General features: G+C 51.4%; 24 protein-coding genes and 1 pseudogene. 11 read left to right on the plus strand and 14 right to left on the minus strand.

What is annotated here, in order from left to right; translation table 11 throughout:
* Positions 1 to 115: 115 nt before the first annotated feature.
* The 4 genes from FLT43_RS20535 to FLT43_RS20550 form a co-directional block, all read right to left on the minus strand.
* Positions 116 to 1,132 (minus strand): ETX/MTX2 family pore-forming toxin, encoded by a 1,017-nt coding sequence (locus FLT43_RS20535; RefSeq protein ID WP_087442789.1) that lies wholly within the window; start codon positions 1,130 to 1,132, stop codon positions 116 to 118.
* Between the two features lie 222 nt (positions 1,133 to 1,354).
* Positions 1,355 to 2,326, minus strand: coding sequence for a beta-channel forming cytolysin (locus FLT43_RS20540; protein WP_087442788.1), 972 nt, complete (start codon positions 2,324 to 2,326; stop codon positions 1,355 to 1,357).
* 963 nt (positions 2,327 to 3,289) lie between these two features.
* Positions 3,290 to 4,606: a glutamate-1-semialdehyde 2,1-aminomutase gene (locus FLT43_RS20545; RefSeq protein ID WP_087442787.1), complete on the minus strand. Its 1,317-nt coding sequence runs from the start codon at positions 4,604 to 4,606 to the stop codon at positions 3,290 to 3,292.
* A complete protein-coding gene (locus FLT43_RS20550) occupies positions 4,603 to 5,613 on the minus strand; it encodes an LCP family protein (RefSeq protein ID WP_087442786.1) in 1,011 nt (336 codons plus the stop codon). The genes FLT43_RS20545 and FLT43_RS20550 overlap by 4 nt, the downstream gene beginning before the upstream one ends.
* A 263-nt stretch (positions 5,614 to 5,876) precedes the next feature.
* Here FLT43_RS20550 and FLT43_RS20555 point away from each other — a divergent pair, with 263 nt between their 5' ends.
* From FLT43_RS20555 to bcp, 8 genes are all read left to right on the plus strand, one after another.
* Complete coding sequence (locus tag FLT43_RS20555) at positions 5,877 to 7,007, plus strand: ABC transporter ATP-binding protein (RefSeq protein WP_087442822.1); 1,131 nt, start codon at positions 5,877 to 5,879, stop codon at positions 7,005 to 7,007.
* Entirely contained in the window at positions 7,000 to 7,794 is a 795-nt protein-coding gene (locus FLT43_RS20560; RefSeq protein WP_087442785.1) for an ABC transporter permease, read from the plus strand. The genes FLT43_RS20555 and FLT43_RS20560 overlap by 8 nt, the downstream gene beginning before the upstream one ends.
* A gap of 5 nt (positions 7,795 to 7,799) precedes the next feature.
* Positions 7,800 to 8,585 carry an ABC transporter permease gene (locus tag FLT43_RS20565; protein ID WP_087442784.1) on the plus strand — a complete coding sequence of 262 codons (786 nt, stop codon included), beginning with the start codon at positions 7,800 to 7,802 and terminating at the stop codon, positions 8,583 to 8,585.
* A gap of 382 nt (positions 8,586 to 8,967) precedes the next feature.
* On the plus strand, positions 8,968 to 9,534 hold the full coding sequence (locus FLT43_RS20570; RefSeq protein WP_087442782.1) for a hypothetical protein: 567 nt from the start codon (positions 8,968 to 8,970) through the stop codon (positions 9,532 to 9,534).
* 190 nt (positions 9,535 to 9,724) lie between these two features.
* Positions 9,725 to 10,069: a DUF3139 domain-containing protein gene (locus tag FLT43_RS20575; RefSeq protein WP_087442781.1), complete on the plus strand. Its 345-nt coding sequence runs from the start codon at positions 9,725 to 9,727 to the stop codon at positions 10,067 to 10,069.
* A gap of 36 nt (positions 10,070 to 10,105) precedes the next feature.
* Complete coding sequence (locus FLT43_RS20580; protein WP_087442780.1) at positions 10,106 to 10,519, plus strand: hypothetical protein; 414 nt, start codon at positions 10,106 to 10,108, stop codon at positions 10,517 to 10,519.
* Positions 10,520 to 10,528: 9 nt separating this feature from the next.
* Positions 10,529 to 10,879, plus strand: a complete 351-nt coding sequence (locus FLT43_RS20585) for a hypothetical protein (RefSeq protein WP_127510968.1) — start codon at positions 10,529 to 10,531, stop codon at positions 10,877 to 10,879.
* Positions 10,880 to 11,003: 124 nt separating this feature from the next.
* A complete protein-coding gene (gene bcp / locus FLT43_RS20590) occupies positions 11,004 to 11,483 on the plus strand; it encodes a thioredoxin-dependent thiol peroxidase (protein WP_087442778.1) in 480 nt (159 codons plus the stop codon).
* 159 nt (positions 11,484 to 11,642) lie between these two features.
* On the opposite strand, the gene FLT43_RS20595 is transcribed toward bcp, so the two are convergent.
* The 10 genes and pseudogenes from FLT43_RS20595 to FLT43_RS20635 form a co-directional block, all read right to left on the minus strand.
* Positions 11,643 to 11,993, minus strand: coding sequence for an FMN-binding protein (locus FLT43_RS20595; protein ID WP_087442777.1), 351 nt, complete (start codon positions 11,991 to 11,993; stop codon positions 11,643 to 11,645).
* A gap of 17 nt (positions 11,994 to 12,010) precedes the next feature.
* Entirely contained in the window at positions 12,011 to 13,426 is a 1,416-nt protein-coding gene (locus tag FLT43_RS20600) for a flavocytochrome c (RefSeq protein ID WP_087442776.1), read from the minus strand.
* Positions 13,427 to 13,577: 151 nt separating this feature from the next.
* Positions 13,578 to 14,285: an ABC transporter ATP-binding protein gene (locus FLT43_RS20605; protein ID WP_087442775.1), complete on the minus strand. Its 708-nt coding sequence runs from the start codon at positions 14,283 to 14,285 to the stop codon at positions 13,578 to 13,580.
* Between the two features lie 15 nt (positions 14,286 to 14,300).
* Positions 14,301 to 15,563 (minus strand): hypothetical protein, encoded by a 1,263-nt coding sequence (locus tag FLT43_RS20610; RefSeq protein ID WP_087442774.1) that lies wholly within the window; start codon positions 15,561 to 15,563, stop codon positions 14,301 to 14,303.
* Positions 15,564 to 15,577: 14 nt separating this feature from the next.
* A complete protein-coding gene (locus FLT43_RS30575) occupies positions 15,578 to 16,456 on the minus strand; it encodes a peptidase domain-containing ABC transporter (protein WP_307719729.1) in 879 nt (292 codons plus the stop codon).
* 3 nt (positions 16,457 to 16,459) lie between these two features.
* A pseudogene (locus tag FLT43_RS30580) lies at positions 16,460 to 16,978 on the minus strand (ABC transporter transmembrane domain-containing protein); the annotation flags it as partial.
* Positions 16,979 to 17,200: 222 nt separating this feature from the next.
* On the minus strand, positions 17,201 to 18,169 hold the full coding sequence (locus tag FLT43_RS20620; RefSeq protein ID WP_087442772.1) for an ABC transporter ATP-binding protein: 969 nt from the start codon (positions 18,167 to 18,169) through the stop codon (positions 17,201 to 17,203).
* Between the two features lie 45 nt (positions 18,170 to 18,214).
* Positions 18,215 to 19,006, minus strand: coding sequence for an ABC transporter permease (locus FLT43_RS20625; protein WP_087442771.1), 792 nt, complete (start codon positions 19,004 to 19,006; stop codon positions 18,215 to 18,217).
* On the minus strand, positions 19,003 to 19,779 hold the full coding sequence (locus FLT43_RS20630) for an ABC transporter permease (protein ID WP_087442770.1): 777 nt from the start codon (positions 19,777 to 19,779) through the stop codon (positions 19,003 to 19,005). The genes FLT43_RS20625 and FLT43_RS20630 overlap by 4 nt, the downstream gene beginning before the upstream one ends.
* 24 nt (positions 19,780 to 19,803) lie before the next feature.
* Positions 19,804 to 20,196: a hypothetical protein gene (locus FLT43_RS20635; protein ID WP_127510970.1), complete on the minus strand. Its 393-nt coding sequence runs from the start codon at positions 20,194 to 20,196 to the stop codon at positions 19,804 to 19,806.
* Here FLT43_RS20635 and FLT43_RS20640 point away from each other — a divergent pair.
* The 3 genes from FLT43_RS20640 (at position 20,153) to FLT43_RS20650 (ending at position 25,186) form a co-directional block, all read left to right on the plus strand.
* On the plus strand, positions 20,153 to 20,314 hold the full coding sequence (locus tag FLT43_RS20640) for an SDR family NAD(P)-dependent oxidoreductase (protein WP_244194207.1): 162 nt from the start codon (positions 20,153 to 20,155) through the stop codon (positions 20,312 to 20,314). The two genes, FLT43_RS20635 and FLT43_RS20640, sit on opposite strands and share 44 nt — an antisense overlap.
* Positions 20,315 to 20,592: 278 nt before the next feature.
* Positions 20,593 to 21,825 (plus strand): S-layer homology domain-containing protein, encoded by a 1,233-nt coding sequence (locus tag FLT43_RS20645; protein ID WP_087442768.1) that lies wholly within the window; start codon positions 20,593 to 20,595, stop codon positions 21,823 to 21,825.
* A gap of 676 nt (positions 21,826 to 22,501) precedes the next feature.
* The gene (locus FLT43_RS20650; protein ID WP_244194204.1) at positions 22,502 to 25,186 is read left to right on the plus strand and encodes a DUF5704 domain-containing protein; all 2,685 of its coding nucleotides are present in this window, start codon (positions 22,502 to 22,504) and stop codon (positions 25,184 to 25,186) included.
* The last annotated feature ends 514 nt before the right edge of the window (positions 25,187 to 25,700 follow it).

Consider the following 25,700-nt stretch of genomic DNA (forward strand, 5'->3'; position numbering starts at 1 on the left):
GCGAGAGTCCAGCGGCTTGATCCGGGACTAGATTTTTTCCAGTCAAAAAGAGTCCATAAGAATAGCCGTTTCTTCCTGGACAGAAAGAAACGGCTGAAGAGCTTAAGAGAAATGATCAGTCAAGCTCAATGGGAACTGTACGTTGATTTACAAGCCGGGCATTCTTCGCATCCGTCACATCATAGGTTGTGACGATTAGCTCGGCGCCAATTACGCCGGAAAAGGAACCTTTCCCGGTTACTTCAATAGAAGAAAAGCGATTAGCTGCAGCTCCGTAACCACTTGTAGTAATCTGAACTCCGGCATTTTTGATTTCTTGCTGCTGACTGGCTGTCAGGCCGGCATAATGTACCCCCAGGTAATTGTCGTAGGTGAATTTCTTGCTATCTTGCATGCCCATCCAACCCGTATATATGCCGGTCGCGTTGATGATGCTGCGATTAGCCATCGTGCTTTCTGTCCGGCCTGTAAATACGACATCTCCGCGATACGTTCTTTGACTGAACTCCACTACCGTTTTATACGTTTTATGCGGGGGAACCTTCACGGGCTGCGGCGGGACTTCCAACGTGTAGGATTCACTTGTTGTATTGGTTTCTGTACTGCCTGTGTTGTACTCCAGATTGATTTTGCCTGCGCCCTCCAAAATCAACGGAAGAATGAATTTATTGCCGAGATCCCCGGCTCCGCCAACCTTAAATCCGCTGGAGATACTGGTTGAAGTTGATTCTGTATACGTCTTGCTGTATTTCAAGGTGTTGTAAGATTGCTCTTCATCCAAATTATTTGGAAATGTGTTTTCTCCGATAAATATAGGTATCGTTGAATCATAGTGTATATTTTCCGTTCTCGCCTCAATAGACAGGTCGATTACAGGCGTAACGCTATCCGGATTCGCTCGAAGCGTGTATCTAAAACCGTTACTTTCCGGGTTGGCAACCGTATTTGCCAGATGATTTTTATAATAATACGTGCCTACCTTTTTAAGCACTTCATTGACATCTACGATCCCGATGCTTTTTTCCTGGGCAATCGATGCTTCGGCATAAACCTGAGGCGGTGCGGAAGCGCTTCCAAGCATAAGGGCAGAAAGCCCGATGACAAGGCCATGTTTCAGAACATGTTTTCTCATTGTGTATTCCCTCCAATTGAGTATGATGATGATTTCGCTCCCTAAGCCTCCTTTCCTTCGGGTTAAGGTTATCGTAGCACGGCTGGCGTTTCCTCATGGCATAAGGATTGTTATATTTTGTAGCGATCATGTTAATTGCCCGGGATAAGCAAAAAACGAGCGCCCCCTGCACAGGTCAGGGGGCGCTCGCCGCGGCACGTCATACTACGTTGCGGTGCTTTCTTAATTTATCTCTATTAACTTATGATTTGTCCAATCAAGTATATATTTTGTAGTAAAGGTTGAATGGGAGGTGTCTTTGTCATTGCTTCCTACCCAAAAACCAAGACCAAATAGTTCATTATGCCATTGCAGCTTATAACTGTCTTGCGTTCTTCCTAAATGTACAGTTAATTGAGAAGTGGAATCCGTTTTATCGGCAATGACAACGGCGACTACGGCAGGAGAAAAGCTATAGGCCGCCAAAGCAGGCATCTGATCGCTAGAAAGAAAATTATCTTTTGCCCAAACTTGGCCGTTACGAGATTTACTAAAAAGCTCATTGCCATAATTCACAGTAAATGAATCCCTATTATAGGGTCCCCACCCTTGGTTCATAGCAGAAACAAACGGAACCGTCCATTCCACTTTTTTATTGGTATCGGTTCTTAAATTCGTCTTGTAGTCTGCTTGTTCATAAGAAACGGAGGTTGACCAATTGTTACTGCTGTTCGGGATACTGCCTATTGTACCGCCAATGGTATATCCAATGGTAGAGGATACCGTTTTTTTATCAATTGTATTCGTAGGAGATACCTTGAAAAAATCCCCGCTTCCGTTTAATTCCATTGCTATCCGATAAGAAGATGCCCAATGCAATGTCGCTCTATAATACCCTGGATACGTATCCTGCTCAGGAAAAGAGATTTTTCTGTCCGCATCAATGTTGCTTCCTTCTGTCGTAATGACTGCAATTTGCTTATTACTATGGGGATCGTCAATGAAGGAAACAGAAAGAGAGGTTTTTATTTTTTCATTGCCAAACCTTGTAGATAAGTTATTGTATACCTTGGCGCCTTGTCCAATATCGATTGGAGAATTTTTCGCTACTTGTGCAGAGACAGATGCTCCATTCAATGTTAGGGATCCTAGTAGAATAGCAACTGCGGTTATACTTTTCAAAAATACTTGCGGCCTTTTTTTCTTTTTTATCATATGTTCCACTCCATTCATTTACTTTGGGTTACGATTGATCGTAGCATAGCTGCTGTCACCTCATTGCATAAGGATTGTTATATTTTGTATCAATCATGTTAATGGTTCGGGGAATATTGCCAGATACCGAGTTTGAGCGGATCAACGTTCACGCCACTAGGCGCTTTTGGAACTATCGTCTGATGCGGGTGTGTCCCGTTTTGTACTGACAAGCACGACAGCACTTTACGGGGGCGCTGCCGCCCCGGAAGATTGGGCGGGATAGGTTGATGAGGAAATGGTCCCAAGTACAAGAACCATTTATCACCGGCCAAAGTTAGGCGCGGAAGAGGAAGTCGGGAAGGCGGCGCATGTGGGAGACTTTCGTCCACAGTGCTGCGCATGTCGCGTTGTTTTCCTGAGAGAGCATCATTGATGGGCGTATACAGGCTGCATCGAGGCATTGATGCCAGAGATGTGGCCAGCGCTCACGAACTGGCCCTCAATTTGAGCGAGCCTGGTTATCGCATTTGTCAGCTTCGTTGGTCGTATTCCCCCTATAACACGGTAAAAGGGGGTGTCTCAAAAGTAGTATTTAACTACAGTGAGACAGCCCCCCTGATTCTATATGCTCGACTCGCCGAAAAACTGCAAAAATGCACCTTTCCTTTAAGATGTGTACTCCGTTACAGGGAATCCTGCAAAACGGCATCAATTTCACCCGTTTCTCTTCGACTTAGCTCAAAAGGGCCTAAAATGATGTAGCTGTGCAGCAATTCCTCGAAATGTGGACTCATTGAGCCGAAATTCCTGTAAAATAGCAGTAATTCCCTCCACATGTGAAAACCCCAGGAGATTATGATGTCTCCAGAAGGCGATGACGCTCTGAATGCCAAGGATTCACTGCCTCGTCCATCCTCCAATGCCGTTCCAGCCACCGCTTTTGAAGCGGCTGCCGGTGCTTCCCTTTTTCATGTCTCGGAATCAGAGCTTCATGCGGCGGAACGATTCATGCGCTGCCTCCACGGTGCGCTCGATGTCTTCGCCGGTATGCGCCGTCGTCAGGAACCAGGCCTCATACTTCGAAGGCGCGAGGCAGATGCCCTGGTCGAGCATATGGCGGAAGAAGGCGGCGAAGGCCTCGCTGTCCGTGTCTTGCGCTTCGTCGTAGTTCGTCACCGGATGATCGCAGAAATGCGTCGAGAACGATCCGCGAATCCGGTTGATCGTGAGCGGAATGCCGTAACGATCGGCTCCTTCCTGAATGCCTTCCGTCAAGCGGACGGTCAGCTCCTCCATGCGCTCGTAGACGCCGGGCTCGGAGAGCACCTCCAGGCAAGCGATGCCTGCCGAGATCGAGGCAGGGTTGCCTGCCATCGTGCCTGCCTGATAGGCCGGACCGAGCGGAGCGACCTGCTCCATGACATGCTTCCGTCCGCCGTAGGCGCCGATCGGCAGCCCGCCGCCGATAATCTTGCCCATCGCGGTCAGATCCGGCTCGATGGCCGCATGATCCGGGAAGGCGGCGTACGTCTGCGTGGAGCCGTAATGGAAGCGGAACGCGCTGATGACCTCGTCGTAGATGACGAGGGAGCCGTTGGCGCGCGCGAGCCGGCAGAGCCCTTCCAGGAAGCCGGGCTTCGGCATGACCATGCCGAAGTTGCCCACGATGGGCTCGACCATGACGGCGGCCACCTCGTCGCCCCAGCGCTCAAGCGCCGCCTGCAAGCTGTCCAGGTCATTGAACGGCACGGTGATAACCTCTTGGGCGATGCTGGCCGGAATGCCGGCGCTGTCCGGCACGCCGAGCGTGGACGGGCCTGAGCCGGCGGCCACGAGCACGAGGTCGGAGTGGCCGTGGTAGCAGCCGGCGAACTTGATGACCTTCTCGCGCTTCGTGTAGGCGCGGGCGACCCGGATCGTCGTCATGACGGCCTCGGTGCCGGAGTTGACGAAGCGGACCTTGTCCATGGAAGGGACCGCTTCCTTCAGCATGAGGGCCAGCTTGATCTCCAGCTCGGTCGGCGTGCCGTAGAGCGTGCCGTTCTGGGCGGCCCGCACGATTGCTTCCGTCACGTGAGGGTGGGCATGCCCCGTAATAATCGGGCCGTAAGCGGCCAAATAATCGATGTACCGGTTCCCGTCCACATCCCAGAAATGAGCGCCCTGCGCGCGATCCATGAAGACGGGAGCGCCGCCGCCTACTGCCTTGAAGGAGCGGGACGGACTGTTCACGCCTCCGACGATATGCTGCAGCGCTTCTTCATACAATTGGGCGGAACGTTGTCGGTTCGTAGTCATGGGGATGTATCTCCTTTATTGTCGTTGTTTTCTCCCGATGCGGAGTCCTCGAGCTTATCGTTCAGAGCATCTTGAATGTACTGCTTCAGCCGGTCCTGGTCCAGGACTTGAAGCACGGCGGACTGATTGACCATCAGGTCCGCCACATTGTCCATCGGCGGAAGCTGATGGCTCTGGCCGATCGTACTGTCATATCCGAGCGCGGCCAGCTTGATGAGATCATCGGCGGTCAGATTGGTCTCCACATAAGGGGAGACCTTATTGATGAGCGCCGGAAGCTGAATGATCGACCAGGCGGACTTGAGCTTGTCGGCCACCGCCGTCAGCAGCTCGCGCTGGCGCTTCGTCCGGGCGAAGTCGGACATGGCATCATACCGGAATCGTACATACATGAGTGCAGTTTTGCCGTTCAACATCTGTTTTCCTTTTTTCAGATCAATATCGAATTCGTGGTTGTCCGCCTTGCTCGTATACTTCATATCCTTCTCGACATCGAATTCCACCCCGCCAATCGCATCGATTAACTGGATAAAGCCTTGAAAATCGGTATACACGTAATACTGGATGTCCAATCCGGTCAGATTGCCGACCGTCTTCATCGCCAGCTCCGGTCCGCCGTAGGCGAGAGCGGCATTGATGCGATCCTGGCCGAACCCGGGAATATCGACGTACGTATCCCGGAGAATGGAGAACAGATGCGCTTTGTCCGTGGCGGGATCGAATGAAGCGAGCAGCAGCGAATCCGAACGAGGGACCTCATTCGGATTCATCCCCCGCGAGTCGCCGCCCAGCAGCAAAATATTGACGCGCTCCGAGCCTTCCCATCTCGGCGGCTCGACCTCCTTCGGTTCGGGGAGGTTGTTCACGACTGGCGCGAAGCGGGACTGATCCGGCGGCTTCTGGAGGCTGTTCAGACTATTGTACATCGCCCAGATGTAGTAACCGACGCTGCCAATGAGCAGTACGAGCAATACAACGAGTGCGTGCTTCCAATACTTTTTGATCATCGATAGGTCCTTTCCGCATCCGGCGGAGCAGTAAAATGATGGAGTCGTCTCCGGCGCATTCATTCAAGTCGATATACATGCTATATTAAAAGGTATGGATGTTAGCCCCGCATCTTGTCTATTCATTATAAAATCTTTACGTTCCCAAAATCAATTCGGACCCCGGGCTTGTCCGTCCGGGGAGACTCGAGCATAGAGGCATGTTCCGCTCCGCGGCGGACAACCAACCGGACAACCAATTAGAAAGGGTGAGGCTGACAACGATGAATGCGATTGAAGTACGGGATCTGCGCAAGACCTTCCGCGTGCAGAAAAATCGGGAAGGACTGAGCGGCGCCTTACTCGACTTGTTCAAGCGCGAATATAATGAAGTGATGGCCGTGAAGGACATCTCCTTCACGATACCGCAGGGGGAAATATGCGGGTATATCGGCGAGAACGGCGCCGGCAAATCCACCACGATCAAAATGCTGACTGGCATCCTCGTGCCGACGGCCGGCGACATCCGGGTGAGCGGCTTCATCCCGCACGCCGAGCGGGAGCGGTTCGTCCAGGGCATCGGCGTCGTGTTCGGACAGCGGAGCCAGCTCTGGTGGGATATCGGGGTCATCGAATCGTTCCGTCTGCTGCGCAAGGTGTACCGGGTGCCGGAGGCAGACTTCAAGCGGCGGCTGGACGAGCTGATCGAGCGGCTGCAGCTTCAAGATCTGCTGAACCGGCCGGTAAGGAAGCTGAGCTTGGGCCAGCGCATGCGCTGCGAGCTGGTAGCGTCCCTGCTGCATCAGCCGTCGGTCCTGTTCCTCGACGAGCCGACCATCGGACTCGATATCGTCGTGAAGACGGAGATTCGCGACTTCCTCCTGACGCTGAACCGCGAGCATGGCACGACGATTCTGCTGACGACGCATGATCTGCAGGACATCGAAGCGCTCTGCACCCGCGTCATTATGCTGGATGACGGACGCATTATCTATGACGGAAGCCTGGACATGCTCAAGTCCACCTGGGGCCAAGGGCGAGAGGTCCGCTTCCAGTTCGCCAAGCCGATGCGCGCGGGCGATGCCGAGGCGCTTACTTCCGGTCTCGAAGGAACCTGGACGGTACACTCGCCATACGAAGCGAGCATTCATGTGCCGCTGGAGACGAATATTTCCGATGTCATCGGGCGCGTCGTCGGGGGAGCTTCTATCTCCGACCTGAAGATTGTAGAGACGAACACGGATGACATCGTCCGCGAGATTTACAAGACCGGCAATGCGGAGCTGCCGGAGCAATCCGGCGGGGCAGCCCCCGAAGGGAACGGCACGGCCGAAACCAACGGCACGGCTGGAACCGGCGCTGACGAAACCGATGCGGACGCCGAGCGGGAGAAGGATGCGGTGCTTCATGGCTAGCGCATATCTTGACTTAATCCGGATCCGGTTTTTGACGATGCTGGCTTACCGGGTCAATTATTATTCCGGTATTCTCATTTATACGCTCAGCATCGGCGTCTATTATTTCACTTGGCAGGCGATCTATGGGGGCCAAGGCTCCTTGGCGGGCTTCACCGCCGGGCAGATGACCACCTACATCGCGGTATCGTGGATGGCGCGCGCCTTCTATTTCAACAATATGGACCGCGAGATTGCGAACGAGATTCGGGACGGCAGCGTCGCGATCCAGTTCATCCGTCCTTATAACTATTTAATTGTGAAAATGATGCAGGCCTTCGGCGAAGGCATCTTCCGCCTGCTCTTGTTCATGACGCCGGGCATGATCATTGCCTGCCTGCTGTTCCCGGTAGAGCTGCCGACGGATCCGAAGCGCTGGCTCGTCTTCGCCTTGATGCTCTTTTTCAGCTTCCTGATCAATTCGCAGCTGAACATTCTTACGGGCCTGACTGCCTTTTTCGTCGAAAATAATGAGGGCATGATCCGGATGAAGCGGGTGGTCGTCGATCTGTTCTCTGGCGTGATCGTGCCGATCTCGTTCTTCCCGGGCTGGCTCATTACGCTGAACGAATGGCTGCCGTTCCAGGCGATTACGTTCTTGCCGAGCTCGGTGTTCACCGGCCGTATCGAGGACGCCCAGATTCTGTCGGTGATCGGGATACAGATCGTCTGGTTCGCCGTGCTGATCGTTCCTATTCTGTTGATGTGGCGGGCCGCCCGGCATCGCCTGTTCGTGCAAGGAGGGTAGGGCGCATGTACTATTTCGGTCTCGTAGGAGAATATTTGAAAAATTACTTGAAAACCCGCCTCACGTACCGTGCGGACTTCTGGGTCGAAATGCTGTCAGACCTGTTCTTCCAGGCGACGAACCTCATCTTCATCTTCGTCATCTTCATGCATACGCCGACGCTGGCGGGCTGGACGCGGGACGAGATGATTTTCGTCTACGGCTACTTCATGATTCCGTACGGCGTGTTCAGCTGCTTTTTCAATCTGTGGAACTTCAGCGAGCGCTATATTGTCAAAGGCGAGATGGACCGCATTCTGACCCGGCCAGCCCATAATCTGTTCCAGATTCTGCTGGAAAATGTCGACCCGCCGGCACTTATCGGTTCTGTCGTCGGGGCCGTCATGATGGGCGTCTGCTGGGCCCGGCTCGGACTCGGCTTCGGCTTAATCGAGCTGCTGATGCTGCTCGTCATGCTGGCTGGCTCGGTCATGGTCTACTTCGGCGTCTATGCGGCACTGACGTCGCTGTCGTTCTACACGGATGCCCCAACCGGCATCCTGCCGCTCGTCTTCAACATTCAGAGCTACGGGCGCTATCCGCTCACGATCTACAACCGCTTCCTTCAGGTGCTGTTGACCTGGGTGCTTCCGTTCGCCTTCGTCGGCATCGTCCCGGCCTCCTACTTCGTGGAGGGCAAGGGCATGGAGCAGATGGCCTTGCTGACGCCGCTGATGGGCATCGCCTTCTTCGCGCTCGGCCTGACGCTGTGGAACGTCGGCGTTAAGCGGTATCGCGGGGCGGGCTCGTAGCTTTCGGCCAGACACGTTCTATGGAGCGTAACAATGCCGTCGATTCTGGTTTCCATGCCGGGATCGACGGCATTGCTATTTTTTTGGGGGGGTGATATAGATGCTTAAAATAACCGAATTCAATGAAAAGAAGGACTCCATGTATATTGTTACCCCCTGGGGCATTCCCTGGGGGATTTATATTTCCAGTGAGATGCAGTTGGATTCAGAAAAGTCATTTATCAACAATGCAAAGAACATATCATCTAAAAGCTTGTACCAATTAAAGTTAAAAAAGTAAAATAATTAAGAATGAAATATTAATTGGAATATTGGCGTGGTGTTTTAAGTAATCATGTAATGGCTGGCCAGCCGCAAATGAAAGAGCACAGAGGAGGACGAAATGAAAAAAATTAAAGTCGTTACTCTCTTTTTATTTGCGTTCATTATGTTTTTTTCAACATTCCCAGTATACTCGTTTGCGGCGACGAATTATCCAGGGACGAGGGAAGCGGTTAAGGCCGGGGATGTTATTTTTTCGCCAAAAGGCAAGTCTACTTTTTTTGTGGGGCATGTCGCTATTGTAGGCACTGACGGATATATTTATCACGCCTATCCTAACAAAGATGGCAAGAGGCGGGATAGCGTAAAGAATTATTTTAATCTCTTTGATTCCGGAGATGAATTTAAAGTACTTCGTCCCAAAAAACCAAAATCATTAGATCCGGATAAAGCGGCCGAAATGGCAGAAGCCATCTACAAGGTAATCGAAAATTATAATGTAATGGATATCAATCTAAATAATTTCGCAGATAACTATTGCTCCAAATTGATTTGGCAAGCCTACTTTTTTACTTCCTGGACCGATATCACGGATCAAGATCTAGAGTATCTTTCACAAGCATGGATATATCCTAACGACATAAGGGATTCCGCCCATTTTAATACGGCAGTATCTTTTAAAAAGTAAATGATTCTCAGGCAGCCGGGAATGAACTCCCGGTTGCCTGGGCTAGGCTTTGGAATCGTCCCATCTGTCGGTGCATTGGGTATTCTCGTAAAAACTTTTGCAAAAACAGAAGAAAAATAGATATTGTTGGGGAATATATATAATGGTAACCATATCATGAAATAATGTACGAGAGAAAGGAGCCGCCCCCTTGAGAAAAGCAGCCAAGGTATATGGAATTTTCGCCACAGTGATTGTTCTTATCCCTATCCTGATGTTCGCCTACATTCAATATCAACTCGCTTCCCTCGAAAAAGCAACCTATGAGCATCTGATTGGCCGGCAAGGCTATGCCGAAAGCGATATTCTCCACCTTGATACGAAACTCAAATTCCTCTCCTTATATACAGCGGAGGTGGTCTTTACCGATGAGCCCGATATCACCTATGACTACAAAAGAAACGAAAAAGGAGATATCATTCAAGTAGGCATGTCCGATCCGGAAGGAGCGGATTGGAAGAATTATAAGTATAAGCATGAAGAAGCATCGCCATAGAAAAAGCGACTGCATTCGCTACTGGGGAGGGACGATATGTTAACGAAGGCGAAGGAATTATTGCCTCTGATGAAGCGGATTATCGAGTATAGCGGCAGCATCCATAGGCAGGAGGACGGCTCCGAGGGGAAGCCGGAGGAGATGGCGCGGTTGAAGCAGGAATATGCGGCGCTGCTGGAAGGAATGAGCCGGGAAGATCTTTTGCTCATCCGAACGGTGGCTAATATCGGAGATTCAGAGAGAGGCCATCGTTTTTCTAGAGAAAAGGGGAAGGGAGAAATACAGGAAACGATTTTCGAAATAGAAATACGTTCCACGCCGGAGGAACTGCTGGCGACCTACCATCAATATTTGGTGTATCATACGAAGGAGCAAGAGATTCAAAATTTTAGGTACCGTGTGGATGTACCTTGTAATTTGACCGAAGGGATTCAAATTCTCGGACTGTAACGCTGCCCGATGATGTCCCTGAGTAAACCAAGGCAGGCTAAGGAGTGGAGTGCTATCATTATCGAAATTATCGTGTACCATGATCAATTCACTTATATCGATTGCCCGGACGAGGTCGGAGCCAATATCCGAGCCCTTCAAGGCGAATTTGATGAATTCTTGCGTAATCTGGAGGGCAACCATCCGTTCCGGCAGTACCACGAATTTATCGAGAACGGCCAAGTGGTCTTACAAGGATATGTCAACGTGTTTGGGGCGGAAGAGTTCATCGACTGGCTGAACGTGGTGAGGTTCAAGCGGGAAGTCGCGAAGGTGATTCCGAAGCCGTACGAGCCGCCTGCTGCTACGATTTACTTTTAATAGATGCCTTTGGGCGGGGTCCGCGTTATCGGGGATTGGTTGTTTTTTGAAAAAGACAGCGTTCAATGGTAAGCTAGAGGCATCATGCAACGGCAGTCTTGACTGCCGGGAAGGAGTGCTGCAAATGGCATCATCCGATCAAGTCCAGCTCGGACAAGCCGTGCCGGACTTTACGCTTCCGTCCTCAACGGGCGACAATATATCGCTGCGCGATTATGCGGGCAAGAAGGTCGTGCTCTATTTCTATCCGAAAGATATGACACCAGGCTGCACACAGGAGGCATGCGACTTCCGCGATTACCACGGCGACTTCGAGAAATACAATGCGGTCGTCTTGGGCATTAGCCCCGACACCTTGAAGTCCCACGAGAAGTTCATTGAGAAGCACGGCCTGCCTTTCCCGCTGCTTGCCGACACGGAGCATGCAGTGGCCGACCTGTTCGGCGTCTGGCAGCTGAAGAAGATGTACGGCAAGGAGTATTACGGCATCGTTCGTTCGACCTTTCTGATTGACGGGGAGGGCAAGCTGGCGAAGGAATGGCGCAAGGTGAAGGTGAAAGGGCACACGGAAGAGGTGCTTGAGGCCGTGCGCGAGCTGGGTTAAATGAATGTTATGCACAAAAGGCGGCCCAAGGTCCGGGAGGACATGACATGGAGCCGCTTTTTGCATGGGAGCCGGTGCAGGCTTCGAATACAGAGCACCCCTTGGCCATTATTGAATGCGTTGCGGCATATCGGTGATGAAACCAAGGGGTGCGTTAGGTTATTCTTTTTTAGCCGATCCTAAGGCTTGGGTTACCGCATCAATAACACCTTGGCTCGATTTGGAGGCGCCGGCCAACACGTCAACGCCTTCTGTTGTTTGCTTCTCGATAATTTCAGGAATCGTATTTTCAATAACGCCATCAAGCAAGCTTTGCGTCTCGGATTGCTTCGTAATGTCGATTTTATCGATTTTGCCGCCCTTGACGAGGACAGATACAACGATTTCGCCCTCGTTCCCTTGCGCGCTGCCTTCATATTCGCCATCCTTATATTGCCCGGAAGAGGAGCATCCGGCGACGAGCAGCAGTGCAAGCACTAATGCGGTGATGGATGCCAATGTTTTTTTCATATCGGGTACCGCCTTTCTTACTTGTTGTTGATTTCTGTGACCGCTTCATCCGCACCAATGCGGCCGAATGTCGTAATATCCGCCAGCGCGTTGCCGCCGAGACGGTTGGCGCCATGGACGCCCCCGGTCACTTCGCCAGCAGCGAACAGGTTCGGAATCACGTTGCCGTCTTTGTCCAGCACTTGGGATTTCGTATTGATCACAATGCCGCCCATGGTATGGTGAATGCCCGGCGTAACTTCAATGGCATAGTATTTTCCTTGCTCGAAAGACAGCTTCATGCTTTCACGGCCGAATTGATCGTCTTTGTTGTTCTTGACATATCCGTTGTACTGCTTCACGGTCTCGGCCAGATTCGCCGGATCGACATTGATTTGGCCTGCCAGTTCTTCGATGGTGCTGCCTTCCTTCACCAGATTCTGCTTGAAATAAGCTTCGGTCGCATGGTTGTTCTCCACGAGCTTATCCGTAAAAATCAAGTACGCATGCTTGCCGTTTTGCGCCAAAATATTTTGGGATACGACATCGCGAGTCAGCAATTCATTGGTGAAGCGCTGACCGTCTTCATTGACGAGGATCGCCCCGTCGCCGCGCACGCCTTCCGTAATCAAGACGCCTTGACCAGGAATGGTCGTCGGGTGAATCTGAATGTACTCCATATCAACCAGGGCCGCGCCGGCTTGTTCAGCCATGACAATCCCTTCGCCTAACGCGCCAGGCGCATTGGTCGTTTTGAAGTCCGCGAGCTTCGGATCATACTGCTTGATCATGTCGAAGTTGGCGCCGAAGCCGCCGGACGTAATCATGACTTTTTTCGCGTCGATGGTGAATTCCTTGCCTTCTTTGTCCATGGCTTTGACGCCGGTCACTTCGCCCTTGTCATTCTTGATGATTTCCGTAGCGGAAGTATTCAGGCGAAGATCGATGCCCAGGTCGGTAATGCGCTTCTTCAACGCGACGACCATGAAGTTGCCTGCCGCCTCACCGCCTTGCGGGCGGTGAATGCGGTCAACGCTGGCTCCGCCGGCGCGTCCGACTTCAGACAATTCCGCTCCGTTCTCTTTCAGGAAGGTGATGGAGTCTTTCGCCTTTTCCGTTAATGTTTTGACGAGCTCCGGATTGTTCTTTTCTTTGCCGCCTTTCATTGTATCTTCGAAGAAGAGCTCAGCGCTGTCTTCAATGCCGGCTGCCTGTTGGTATTCGGTTCCCGCAGCGTTCAAGCCGCCTTCCGCACGAGCGGTATTGCCTCCGACGAAAGCCAGTTTCTCAAGCAGAACGACTTTGGCTCCTTGATTGTGGGCTTCAATGGCAGCCGTCATACCCGCGCCGCCCGCACCGATAATGACGATGTCAGCCGCCTCTTTTTTCTCGCCGCACGCGGCAAGTGACAGGACCAGAATCAATGCCATGCAAGATAGCAACCATTTCTTCATCAGTCTACCCCCTACTCATCTGTAACGAAGTTATGTATTACATCACACTCATAAGAGTAATGGAAATCTAAGGATATTTATGTGAATAAAATCACAAAGTTAGAGAAAGGAACTGCCGCGAGGATGGCGGAATGCGCCGCCGCAGCAGGGTTTACACATGCGATACATATAAGCTTTCGATATCCTCCGTCGGATTGCCGGCGTACACAATGCGCCCTTTCCGTAAAATAGCGACTTGGTGCGCGATTTTCTCTGCCAGGCCGATGATATGAGTCGATAGCAGAATCAAGGCGCCCTTGGCGCAGTACGTCTGCAACGTATCCCGCACCGTAATGACTTGATCCGGGTCCAGACCGTTGGTAGGCTCGTCCAGGAGGAGAATATCCGGTTCGTGAAGCAGCGTTGACGCCAGCGCCACTCTTTTGGCCGTGCCCTGAGATAGGGAGCCTATCGGATAACCGCTGTACGATTGCAGCCCGAATTGCTTGAGCCAGTGCTGCATCCGCTCTTCTAGCAAATCTTTGGGGACATTGCGCAGTCGGCCGCTTAATCTCATCATTTCAAGGACGGTCAAAAACGGGTACTGGAAAGGAAACTCCATCATATATCCGACGCGCTGTTTGTAGCGCTGATCCTGCCAGTTCAGAACCTGGCCATTCAGCGTAATGCTGCCTTGCTGCGGTTGGTTCATTCCAGCAATGAGATGCAGCAGCGTCGTCTTGCCCGCACCGTTCGGGCCGAGTAGTACCGTTATTTCTCCCGATTGCAGGGTCCAATCTATCTCTTGCAGGATGGGGGTGTTACCGTAGGCATAGCCGATGCGATGTAAGTGCAGCGAGAGAGGCTCTGTCTTGCCCATCGCTTGCATCCCTCCTTAACCATTTGCAGGAATTTTGTCAGGAATGGTGCGGTATAACCGGATAAAACCAATCTGAATGACTGCGGTGAATAAAATAAAGAGAACAAAATGCAATTGATGCAAATACAGGAGCAGAATCATGCTTGGGGTAATCCATAGCTGTCCAACCAAAGTGACGCGGCCGGAAGACGTAAAGCGGTACCCTGCCAACAGACCAAAAGAGGCAAGTGTAGAAGCAAGAAAGGCGCTCTTGAGGAAGAGTATCATTGAATTGGTCCAGGACCGCTCTATTCCGAACTGCCATCCAAGGTAATGAATCGCGGCGATGCTTGCGCCCATTGTCCAATAAAAAAGCCATTTCGCAGACAACATCGTACGCCATGCATCCAAGGTAACCGTATATAAGGACAGCCCTCTGCCTTCATTCGCGAAGCCTCTCACCGTCCAAATCTCATTAGCCAGCCAGATGAGCAGGCCAGCGCCTATTGGGATGACCGCGTGACTGTCAGCGGCAGCATAGAAGCAGAACAGCTCCAAAGCGAAGATGCAGAAGAGAAAGGGAACAACGTCTTTGAAGCGGGTCACCAAGTAAAGCTCCTTGCGGAACAGCGGATAATGGGACAGCATGCGTGTCTTGGCGCCAGTCTCTGCAGGAAGCGTCGAGCGCATCACTTGCGGCCAGGCGTATTCCGCCGCCCGGAACGCGCACAGGAATTGGAGCGCTATGATGATTGCCGCGCCAAGCATCCGTGCCGCAAGAGCAAGGGGAAGAACTGCCCCCGCCAGGTTAACGGCCAGCCACATCACAGCCAGCCATTGGAAGGCAAGGCGTCCCGACCTATAGGAATACCCGCTCACTTCCGCGTAAGAGAATCCAAGCAGCATCAGCATGAGCCAGAGCCACATGTCGGCATGTGACGGGGTCCACATGAGCTGGCCGATAATGATCCACGCGAGGAGGAGCAGGAAGGGCGTTTTTTTCCAAAGGGAATAGGCGGTTAAAAAGGAACCTCCCCGTCCCGATGACCATAGAAAGCGAGCCTCCGCCACATGGGAACTGGCGGCAAACAAGCTGATGCCCGCGATGAAACCGATCAGCCAGCTTCCCAGCCCGATATAGACGGAAGGGAACGGACTGGATGCCAGCATGGCCGTCAGTTGAGACGCCCCGCGGGGGAGCAAAGCCAGGATCACCACCAGCAGTACGATATCGCGCCGTGCCATCTGTTTTACGCGAGATAGATAGACGGTCTTGTATAGTTGAAAGCTTGAGATCATAACATCTGCTCCCGTTAAGAAACAGGCGAGAACACATGGTTCTCATCCTGCGAAGTATATAAATCGTAATATTTCCCCTGAAAGCTCATCAATTCCTGATGGCTCCCCATCTCGGTTATTTTCCCATCATCAAGTACGATGATGCGATCAGCATGCCGAACGGTACTCAACCGGTGCGCGATAATGATTTGCGAGCAGGAGATATGGCGCAAGGAATCGCAAATGAGTTGCTCCGACATCAAATCCAGTGAACTCGTCGCTTCATCCAGCAACAGGATGGTGGGACGATGGAACAAAGCGCGAGCGAGAAGGATCCGTTGCCGTTGTCCTCCGGAAAAATTAAAACCATTCTCAGATACCATCGTCTGATAGCCTAGCGGAAGCCGCATAATATCATCATGAATCGCGGCTTGTTTTGAAGCGTGCACAACCATATCCATTGTAACATTTTTATGGTACATTTGGATATTATCCATAATTGTCGCATTAAATAAACGCGATTCTTGCAGCACGGCGCCGATACGTTTTCGAAGTTCTTGTTTGTTCCATGTATTGATGCTCATGCCGTCAATTTTGATGATGCCCTTCGTTGGTTCGTACAGCCCAAGCAATAACTTAGTGACTGTGCTTTTACCCGATCCGGACGCGCCAACGATAGCGATTCGTTCACCCGGCCGCACAGCCACAGAGATGTTTTTGAGAATCTCACTGCCATATTTATTGTATTTAAAAGAGACGTCGCAAAATTCGATATGACCTTGAAACGACGGAGAGGGTATTTTTTCCCCCATAGGTTCAGGTGTGCTTCCGATTACATCCTGAAGTCTCTGAATATAAGTCCGTACATTCACTAAATCATGATAGGTTTGGCCCAAAGAAACGATTGGAACCATAAAGGAGGCGGCCAATGCTTGGAATCCCAGCAAGCTTCCAAGAGTCATCTTCCCTTCCAGCACATAATAAGCCCCGGCCCATAACAGGAGCAGGGGAAGCATCAATTGTATGCTGATTGAATTGGAGCCGATGATGGATGTCCAGACGCTTCGCTTTTCCGTCGCTTTTAATTGTTTCGTAAAGAACAGCTTCCATTTGGCAATGACATCCTGCTCCGCCCCCATTAATTTCAAATCAGTGATGTTTTGAATATTTTCAGATAAAAATCCGTATAGCTCAGTTTGCGCGGAAACTTCCTGACGGGATAAACGCTGAGAAACGTAAGAACTGAAAAAAATAAGCCCCAGCATAACAAGTCCAATCCCAATGACCATGACGCCAAGCTGTAGCATGCTTATCAGCATGAGTGCTGCGTATGTAATGAATGAGAGACAGTCAATAAAAATGGAGACCACTCGATTGGATAAAATATTTCGGATTATAATATTGGAGTTGGCCCGAAAGACCAGTTCTCCTCCTTTGCGATTATCAAGTGCTCAAACATCCAAGAATTGTGGCTGGGTCTCTCAGGAATCGGATATCAACTGCTTCGGTTGGCTTCGGGTGATACTTGCCCGTCATTTTTGTCACTCCAGGAGCCGCATGTTCACATCAAGGCATTCAGATGAATGGGTGGTTAATTAACAGGATTAGCCAGCAGAATCGTCAAGGTTCTACTGGCTAATCTCAGACTGGCAATCTAACTAATACACCCGATGGATAACATCCTCGAAATCCGGCTCCTCCATATGAACATCCTCCATTTCGCCGAACCGTTCGAGCAGGCGCAGCGCCTCCATCGCGCTTAGTTCCTCGCGGTTGCACTCCACCGTCAACGTGTTGCCGGCAAGCGAGCGGCAGCGCAGCGGGTGAGGAACCTCCTCGGATAAAGCCGCGCCCTGGCGGTATGTTACGCGAATGAGGGTCGGCAAGCCGATTCGCTTGCGCAATTGATCAAGCGAGCCATCGAAGCCGATCTGGCCATGGTTAATGACGATGACGCGCTCGCATAGCTGCTCGATATCATCCATGTCGTGCGTCGTGAGCAGAATCGTTTTGCCCAGCTCTTGGTTGATCGTCCGCAGGAATTGGCGAATGCTCCGCTTCGCGATGACATCGAGCCCGATCGTCGGCTCGTCCAGGAACAGAATATCCGGGTCATGCAGCAGGGCTGCCGCAATATCGGCCCGCATCCGCTGGCCGAGCGACAGCTGCCGGACCGGCGTCTTCAGGAATTCATCGAGCCCGAGCAGCTCGCGGAGCATGCCGAGCCTCCGCTGCGCCGCATCCGTCTCCATGCCATACATCGCGGCCAATATATCGAATGAATCCGCTGTAGGCAAGTCCCACCACAGCTGGGTTCGCTGTCCGAACAGGACGCCCAGCCTGCGGGTCACCCGCCTTCGTTCCCGGTGCGGATTGCGCCCGAATATGGTCACTTCTCCCGAGGTAGGATGGAGAATGCCGGAGAGCATCTTGATGGTCGTCGATTTGCCGGCGCCATTCGGGCCGATATAGCCGACGAACTCGCCGCTCTCAATTTGGAAGCTGATGCCGCGGACGGCTTCCTTCACGACGTAGTCGCGAGAGAGAAGCGTACGGAAGCCTTTGAACCGCCCTTCCTTCGGTGCGGACCGGCGGAATTGTTTGTGCAAATCAGTCACGGTAATCACGGTTGAACCCCCTTATCGTCCTTCAATGCTTGCCTCTGCCTGACGCTAACTTCCCGTGCTCTGGTACCGGGCCAGGCCGATTCTCCATACCCGCAGGGCGAGAACGAACAGGCCGGCCGCGATCAGCACCGACAGTCCGATCAGCCAGATGCCATAGCTGTTCCGCAAAATATACAAGGACGGAACATAGTTGGCGAAGCCGACAGGTATGATGCTAAGCAGCAGCCCCTGAAGCCATGACGGATAAATGCTCATCGGATATTGCGCCGCGGTGCGGGCCGCATCCTCGGTGATGTTTTGCAGCTCCTCAATGCGGGTAATCCAGAACCCGACGGACGCCGTCAGCAGGCCGATGGCAAAGAGCAGCACCGCGCCCGACAGGATGACGATCAGCGTAAGCGGCACCGCCGTCCATGTGATCTGCCCTTGCTGCATCAGCGTTCCGATGCATATAGCGAGGATGGCCGTGCCTTGAACCACTTCGCCCAAGCGGATTGAGAAGTTCTGAGACATTAGCGCCAGCAGGATCGGTATCGGGCGGAGCAGCAAGCCGTCGAGCGTGCCAGTGACCAAATATTTCTCCAGATGGTGCACGTCGGAGGCGAACATCCGGTAGATGGCTTTGGACAAAGAGAGGACGGCATACAAATAGCCGGCTTCCGCCAAAGTCCAGCCCTTGATATGGCCGAATCGGAGCAGAATGACCGCAAGCATAAGAAATTCGACTACACTGATAATGGCAGCCATGAGCGTTGAGAACCAGAAATTGAACTTGTACTGCATCCGGCTGCGGATGCTTGCGCGCACGAGCAGCGCGTACATGCGAATCCATGTCATCCGCCCTGCACCTCCACCTTCCGCCTCATGATCCCGGTAACGGCGAGACATAGAGCGGTAAATAGGGCGCACCAGATGATGGAGCCTGTCAAGGCGGCGGGCGCTTCCATTCCGAGGTAGATTCGCGTCGGCACATAGTGCAGGAACGGATAGAACGACGCTTCACTGATGGCGGCAAGCCAAGAAGGCAGCCATTCAATCGGGATGAGGAAGCCGGACAGCAGCATGCTGAAGGCATAGTTCACCCAATAGAGCCAACGCGATTCGGTCGTCCAGAGCGCCAGAGCTCCGATCAGGTAGTTCAGGCAAATGGAAATGTACGCGGCAAACGTCAAAGCAACAGCGGTCCACAAGTACGTAGTCACGGATGAGGGGACGTGAAGCGGTAATACGAAGAAATAAAGCGCGTAAATCGGAAGAAACTTATACACGAACTGATAGGCGATCTGCCCCCATTCTTTGCTCATCAGATGATAGAACAGATGAACGGGCTTGACGAGATCGAGGGCAATCTGCCCGGTTCGCACGGACTGCTCCATGCCGAGTCCGTTGTTGAGAAAAGCGGCGACCCACAAGCTCGCCTGATTGAACGCGACATAGCTGATGATGCCGTTCAATCCATATTCGCCCAGCGATCGGTCTTCTGCAATCCCGGTCCATACGGACACATAGATCAGACCGAACAGAGCGCTGGCGATGTTGTGCACAAGATGCGCACTCCGGTATTGCAAATTGCTAAGGTACATTTTACGTGCTAGCGTCCAAAAAAGCATTCAACACCTCCGGCATCTTCATGATTAGCGGCGTGCCTGCACAACGATGGGAGCGAAATGCGATTGGAGAGAGCGAGGAATATCATACCAGAGGTTGCGAAAGGTTTGCAAGCGGTTTTTATTTGCCGTTCCTTCCCCTGTCTGTGCAAAGGAATTCAATCTGCTTGTTGAACGTCCATCCTCAAGTGGGAAAAATAAGCATCGCAGCATGGCGATTGACACGAATGCGGGAACGGCATCACCATTCAAGCCGACGTGAGCAGGGCAGACCAGGTGGAAGCCTACGTGAAGCAAGCGATGGACCAATACGGCCGCATCGACGTCTTCTTGGAACAATGCGGGCGTCACCCAGAAGCCGTTCCTGTTCGCGCACATCTCCGGAGAAGGATTTGACCGCGTAGGGGCAGTCAATTTCAAGGGCGTCTTCCTCGGCATGAAAAATGTACTGAAAGTGATGGAGGAGCAGGGCTGGGGCACGATAAACAATACGGCGTCGACCTTAGGCTTGAAGCCGGAGCACAGCGTAGCGGCCTGACCCTGTAAGCCATAGGGATAACATCATGTCTTCGCCTGATGCAGGCGGGGATTTTTTTGAATCCATGCGGCAAAAAAAGAAAGACTCGCTAACGAGAAGAAAATATTGTATAATATAAGCAATTCAGGAATTGATATGAATACGTAGGACATGATGGGAAGAACCCGATGCTAATTCTATTGGCTGAGGGTTTTTTGTGTTTTTTAGGGCTTCAAGCGTCAAAGTTGAAAGATTGAGAAGGAGCGTCAAACATTACTTTATCGTGGGAGTGATCATTCATGAAGTTAACGAAAAGAGTAAGCCTGTTTCTAGTCATGGGGGCTGTTGCGATTACTGCATTGTTCGGTACTGCGCTAAGAGAGGCCAAGGCGATGAATTTCAAGGATGTATCGGCAACTCACTGGGCCAAGGACTCCATTCTTGCTGCCGTAAATGCAGGGTATTTCAAAGGTTATAGTAATGGAACATTCAATAATGGAACATTCAAACCGGACGCGACCATTACAAGGGCAGAATTCGCTTCCTTGCTGTCACGGATATCGAAAGCGGAACCTCCAACGGAAATAGAGAATGTCTTTAACGATTTGAACAATCACTGGAGCAAGAAGCAAGTCGAGAGGGCGGTTGCTTTCGGTTTTATTGATCCGAAGAACTATCCAAATGGCTTTAAACCCAATACGGCCTTAACCCGTGAAGAGATGGCCATCTGGTTAAGCTCAGGCTTGGCCGCCCTCGATGAAGCTTACAAGCAGGCCCTATTGGATACGAAGGAGACACTGATCCCAGTCAAAGAATACTTCAAACCGGGCATACCAGAGTCCAAAGCCGGACATATTGCGGTAGCCATGGGCACCAAACTGATGAGCGGCTACCCGGACGGCTCCTTCGGCATGAAAAACACCACGACCCGCGCCGAGACATCGGCTATTTTGTTACGGTTCGTGAAGGCAGCGGCTAAAAAGGCAGATACCTTCCCCGCTCTGAATGAGCTCCGGGCAGTCGGTACGGAGAAGAATAATTTGGAGGTGGTGACGCCGTTCAAACCGACTCGCAGCATGACAGAAGCAAGCGGAAAGACCAAAACGTTTAGAAATAATGCCGGTCAGCTAGTATTTCATCGAATGATTGCGGTGAATGTGGAGAATTGGAATGAGAAGAGTTTTTATGGCGACTTGTTTGTATCTGAAATAAATAAAGGCTTCTTAACTGAAGAAAAAGGTACATACCCAGTATTTATGGAAATCACGATCTATCCAAAATCAAAGGATTTTGATGTTGACCATTATTATAGCGGAATGCCTAATTTAATGGCAGGTGCTGCTATAAACAATGAGAATTACAAAAAGTATGGTTATAAAACCATGCCAAGAACGGAAACAAAGGAATTTTTTGCTGCACGTTCGTCTGGGGTAAAATTGTGGGTCGTAAGATATTTTGTAAAAGGACAAGGAGCGCTTGGTGAAGTTGAATTTGATGATGGCTCATTTTTGAAACTGGTACAGGCTAAATAGAGGGGATAACATGAAAAAAGCACTTGCAGCCATACTGAGCCTGTTGTTGATGTTATTTTCCTTTAATTTTGCTGCGAATCTTGTCTCTGCTTCTGATCCAGATCCGAAACCACCTAGACTCTGGGCATATGGGTATCCTACGGAAGGAATTGAAATGAAACCTCCGGGGCTAGCTCCCAAAGCTCAGACAGCTATTGTGGAGGTAACAGGTACTGCACTGCCAGAACCGAAAACCGTCTGGACCGAGGGAGATCGGGGACAATGGGTTGCCGTCACTCAAGACAATGAGCGAGTAGAGACAGTTACAATCATTAATCCTAACAATGGGCATAAATATCCTAGATTAGCTGCGGTTAAGGATAAAATAAACATGGCTAATTATGCTCCCGATCTTAGGGATACGAAAGATAACCCTTTCAAGAAGGAATACATCAAGGATCTCGGAATAGCAGATATTGATTATACAAAAGCGAGTACTTATAAACCGGCTGATAACAAACCGCAATTTACTAAAGGAAAAATTTTTGCAACACTTTACACTTATACCGGTTGGTCTCCTGAGTATAAGGACCAGTTTCCTTCACAATATAACAAATATGAAACAGGACATAATGGTCAACCTAAATACCAAGCCCATTATAACACACCTCTCACAATTGATTTCGAGGGCTATGTCATGGAGACGAAAGAACTGCGCATCTCGTCTAATGCGACTATGAAGAGCGGAGAGACGAAGAACTTAAAGGCAGAAGTGAGAACCCAGGAATATGACATGACGGGCTTCACGAATTGGTTGGATATCACCCGTCGGACGGAACAACTGGAATGGAATTCGGATCGATCGGCTGTGGTGACGGTAGGACCTGACGGAAAGGTAACGGCTGTCGGCAAGGGGACTGCTAAAATCACTGCCAAATGGAAGAGTTACCCCTATTATATATACGATTCCGTAACTATTTCTGTTGAGGATGGTCCTCCGGGTAAACCGGATCCCACGGATCCGCCAGAACCTACGGGATCATGCACCGCTCCCGTGCCGGGAACGAAAATCCCAAATCAAGTAATGGATCCAAAGGCGAGCGCAATGATTAAAGCGGATAATCGGGGAAGTGAGCAGTTCGATGTGCTGCTGGGCATTCCTACATCCGAATCCTTATACGCCAATGCCTTTGCCTATAATTACTTATTCAAGAGTTCGTTTGTGCAGATGAGCGGTAAATGTATGTTCGAGGTTCCCGTGGAAAAGACGTTTATGAAGAAATGGAAGGAGCCTGGGACAGACGCGGAGGGGAAACCTGCGCCAGAAGACATGGAGGAAGAGGAAACCGTCAGTGATGTCGTGACCGTTGAGCGTCCATATTCTTTTTGGGTAGTTGATAATTTGGAAATTTACAAACTTCAAGAAGCAAAAATGCAGAATGCAGCATTGCCAAACGGAGGGGTCACCTTGGAGCCCCAAAATTATACGCCGCCAGATTATGATTTCAAGCAGCAGGGCGGAATCGTGAAGGAACCGGACGCACAGGGGGTCGTTCTCCCTTCGCAGACCGTCGGCAAAGATGTACCTGACTATTCAGGCGAATTCGAAGCCGCTGCCGAGAAGGCGATTGGTAAAGTTCGTGTCCAAAATGATTCTCTTACCTTTCAGGGAAAGATCATTATGTCAGGGCAGGCGGGGGATGAGAACGGATCCTCTCCTGGAACCATTCCGCATCCAGCCACGATAGGTCAAAACACCTTATATAAAAATCGACTCTTAATACATAGCGATAAAGTGAACGCGAAAAATGTACCGAGCAGCGGTACGATTTATTATAAGATGCTTCCTAAACATATGAATAGCAGCACGGATCAGGAATATCCGATCCCGGGCATCAACCCGGTTACCATACATACTCCGGTTGTGACGTATGCTTCCGTATCGGATGACCGGGCGCATAACCAGAAGACGAAGCCGAGCCCGAACCGGGCGGCACTTATTCTGGAGCGGCCGTTCACGGTACGCCTGCCGACGAGCGGGCAGCATGTCTCCTATCCGGGATACGGGAACGGGGATTATGCGAAATATGTCCGCACGAAGCAGGTGTGGTTCCCGTTCGATGTGTACTCCGGGGATCGCAGCCGCTTTATTCCGAAGCGGACCTGGATCGACATTCCGGTGAACCAACTAGAAATGACATTCTTCCTGCCGGTATGGGTCGATGAAGGGAATTATTCTGTCCTGTTCCGCACCATTGCCGAGAACGCACCCGCGCAGCTCGACACGCAGCCGAATGCCAATACCGAGCTGAGGAATCATGTCTCCACTGATGTGGTCGAGGTGGAAGTCGTTGGCCGGCTTTATGATTTCCGGCTGACCGATATCGTGGATTATAATTGGGAGAAGGTGTTCCGCAAGCAGGCCGGCAGCCATGAGCCAACCGGCGCGTCTTACTGGGTCGGGGCGAATGGCATCGACGGTGAGCCGCGCGGGAACCGAGCGCCATATACGCTGCCGATTCGGCCTGGCAGTCATCCATTGCAGGGATACCGCAACGTGGCGGTGAAGACGGGGTATCATTTCAAATTCGATTTGAAGACGAAGGGGAATATGTTCAGCCCGAAGGATAGTATCCGGATTGCGCCAAGCTTCTACTACGCGAGCAAGGATGGCAAGACCCGTGTTCCGGCCGTTTTGTATTACCACAGCAATGACCGCTACTTCATCCGCATCGGATCGCAGGAGGATAAGGTCGGGCGCTATGTCATCCTGAATGAGCGGCTGCGCAACGTGCCGACGGAGCAACTGGCCGATACCGCCAGTTACAAGTACGACCGTGAGGGACAAGGATCGTCCTTGAGCCGCCAAGCATATATTGACCAGTACATTGAGAAATGGACGAAGCGGAAATCGCCGGTCGGCGGCTACGGCGGGCTGCTGCTGCCTGAAGCGGTGCGCACATTCATCGGGCCGATGTCGAATCTTCCGGATTCGGTCGATGCCCAGCGGGCGAACGCATCGATCCAGCAGTGGTATGGTGAGTACAGCTTGCCGGCAGGGGTCTATATCGTCAGGAAGGGAACGGATATCGCCGAGTATGGCCGCACGCATGGCGGAGTGCATGACAAGTCGCCGATCTTCCTGCGGGACGGCTACCTGATCGTGAACTTCAATATCGAGTCCATCCGGGATGGACGCACCGCAGCGCCGCATTTGCAATATATTCAGGCGCCGCTGATGAACCAGTGGCGGCTGGAAGGATTCGAGCGAACTATTCGGGATTCGTTCGGCCACGCCTTCGCGCTGCAGGACGGGGATGTGCTGTTCTACCACGCGAACCTGTCGAGCCGGGATGATTTCGGGGCGATGGTGCCGCATTAGCCGATATAGAATTGGATTACATTGGGGTGGAAGCTTTGCTTCCGCCTCTTTTTTATTGCGTCGGAGTCAAGTAGTTCGGGAAGAGTCGGGATGAGGCTCTCTCTCGAGTGGCAGCCCGTAGCCGGGAGCATAACATGTGGGTCTTTGCCTCTTATGAACGATATCCCCATCGTTCAGGGAGAACAAGTATCCTAGCCGCTTATTTTGAATATCCCCTTAGTTCAGGAATGCCGATTATCCCGGTTGCCAAGAGATGATGCGGGAATAAATTGAGATTTTTTGGTCCTGACTGGACGGGATATTCGGCAAAAGAAGCCGTAAGGGAGAGGGCGGAAGCAGGAAGGTGTAACGCGAGACGACAACGGAAAATAACGAACTGCAGAAAGTGCGGCATAAAGAAAGTGTTCCGCTTCTTTAATAATTGAGTAACTGCAATGGAAAAGATAGCAATCCTGCAACCCTGACTGATTGGGAGAGTGCTGATAAAGACAGCCAAGCATAGAAGCTAAGAAAC

It is taken from the genome of Paenibacillus thiaminolyticus (assembly GCF_007066085.1).
In the GTDB taxonomy this organism is placed as follows: Bacteria; Bacillota; Bacilli; order Paenibacillales; family Paenibacillaceae; genus Paenibacillus_B; species Paenibacillus_B thiaminolyticus.

Coding starts and splice junctions, on each gene's coding strand:
- FLT43_RS20535 (WP_087442789.1), bottom strand. CDS start 1,132: ATGAGAAAACATGTTCTGAAACATGGCCTTGTCATCGGGCTTTCTGCC.
- FLT43_RS20540 (WP_087442788.1), bottom strand. CDS start 2,326: ATGATAAAAAAGAAAAAAAGGCCGCAAGTATTTTTGAAAAGTATAACC.
- FLT43_RS20545 (WP_087442787.1), bottom strand. CDS start 4,606: ATGACTACGAACCGACAACGTTCCGCCCAATTGTATGAAGAAGCGCTG.
- FLT43_RS20550 (WP_087442786.1), bottom strand. CDS start 5,613: ATGATCAAAAAGTATTGGAAGCACGCACTCGTTGTATTGCTCGTACTG.
- FLT43_RS20555 (WP_087442822.1), top strand. CDS start 5,877: ATGAATGCGATTGAAGTACGGGATCTGCGCAAGACCTTCCGCGTGCAG.
- FLT43_RS20560 (WP_087442785.1), top strand. CDS start 7,000: ATGGCTAGCGCATATCTTGACTTAATCCGGATCCGGTTTTTGACGATG.
- FLT43_RS20565 (WP_087442784.1), top strand. CDS start 7,800: ATGTACTATTTCGGTCTCGTAGGAGAATATTTGAAAAATTACTTGAAA.
- FLT43_RS20570 (WP_087442782.1), top strand. CDS start 8,968: ATGAAAAAAATTAAAGTCGTTACTCTCTTTTTATTTGCGTTCATTATG.
- FLT43_RS20580 (WP_087442780.1), top strand. CDS start 10,106: ATGTTAACGAAGGCGAAGGAATTATTGCCTCTGATGAAGCGGATTATC.
- FLT43_RS20585 (WP_127510968.1), top strand. CDS start 10,529: ATGATGTCCCTGAGTAAACCAAGGCAGGCTAAGGAGTGGAGTGCTATC.
- bcp (WP_087442778.1), top strand. CDS start 11,004: ATGGCATCATCCGATCAAGTCCAGCTCGGACAAGCCGTGCCGGACTTT.
- FLT43_RS20595 (WP_087442777.1), bottom strand. CDS start 11,993: ATGAAAAAAACATTGGCATCCATCACCGCATTAGTGCTTGCACTGCTG.
- FLT43_RS20600 (WP_087442776.1), bottom strand. CDS start 13,426: ATGAAGAAATGGTTGCTATCTTGCATGGCATTGATTCTGGTCCTGTCA.
- FLT43_RS20605 (WP_087442775.1), bottom strand. CDS start 14,285: ATGGGCAAGACAGAGCCTCTCTCGCTGCACTTACATCGCATCGGCTAT.
- FLT43_RS20610 (WP_087442774.1), bottom strand. CDS start 15,563: ATGATCTCAAGCTTTCAACTATACAAGACCGTCTATCTATCTCGCGTA.
- FLT43_RS30575 (WP_307719729.1), bottom strand. CDS start 16,456: ATGGTTCCAATCGTTTCTTTGGGCCAAACCTATCATGATTTAGTGAAT.
- FLT43_RS20625 (WP_087442771.1), bottom strand. CDS start 19,006: ATGACATGGATTCGCATGTACGCGCTGCTCGTGCGCGCAAGCATCCGC.
- FLT43_RS20630 (WP_087442770.1), bottom strand. CDS start 19,779: ATGCTTTTTTGGACGCTAGCACGTAAAATGTACCTTAGCAATTTGCAA.
- FLT43_RS20645 (WP_087442768.1), top strand. CDS start 20,593: ATGAAGTTAACGAAAAGAGTAAGCCTGTTTCTAGTCATGGGGGCTGTT.
- FLT43_RS20650 (WP_244194204.1), top strand. CDS start 22,502: ATGGAGACGAAAGAACTGCGCATCTCGTCTAATGCGACTATGAAGAGC.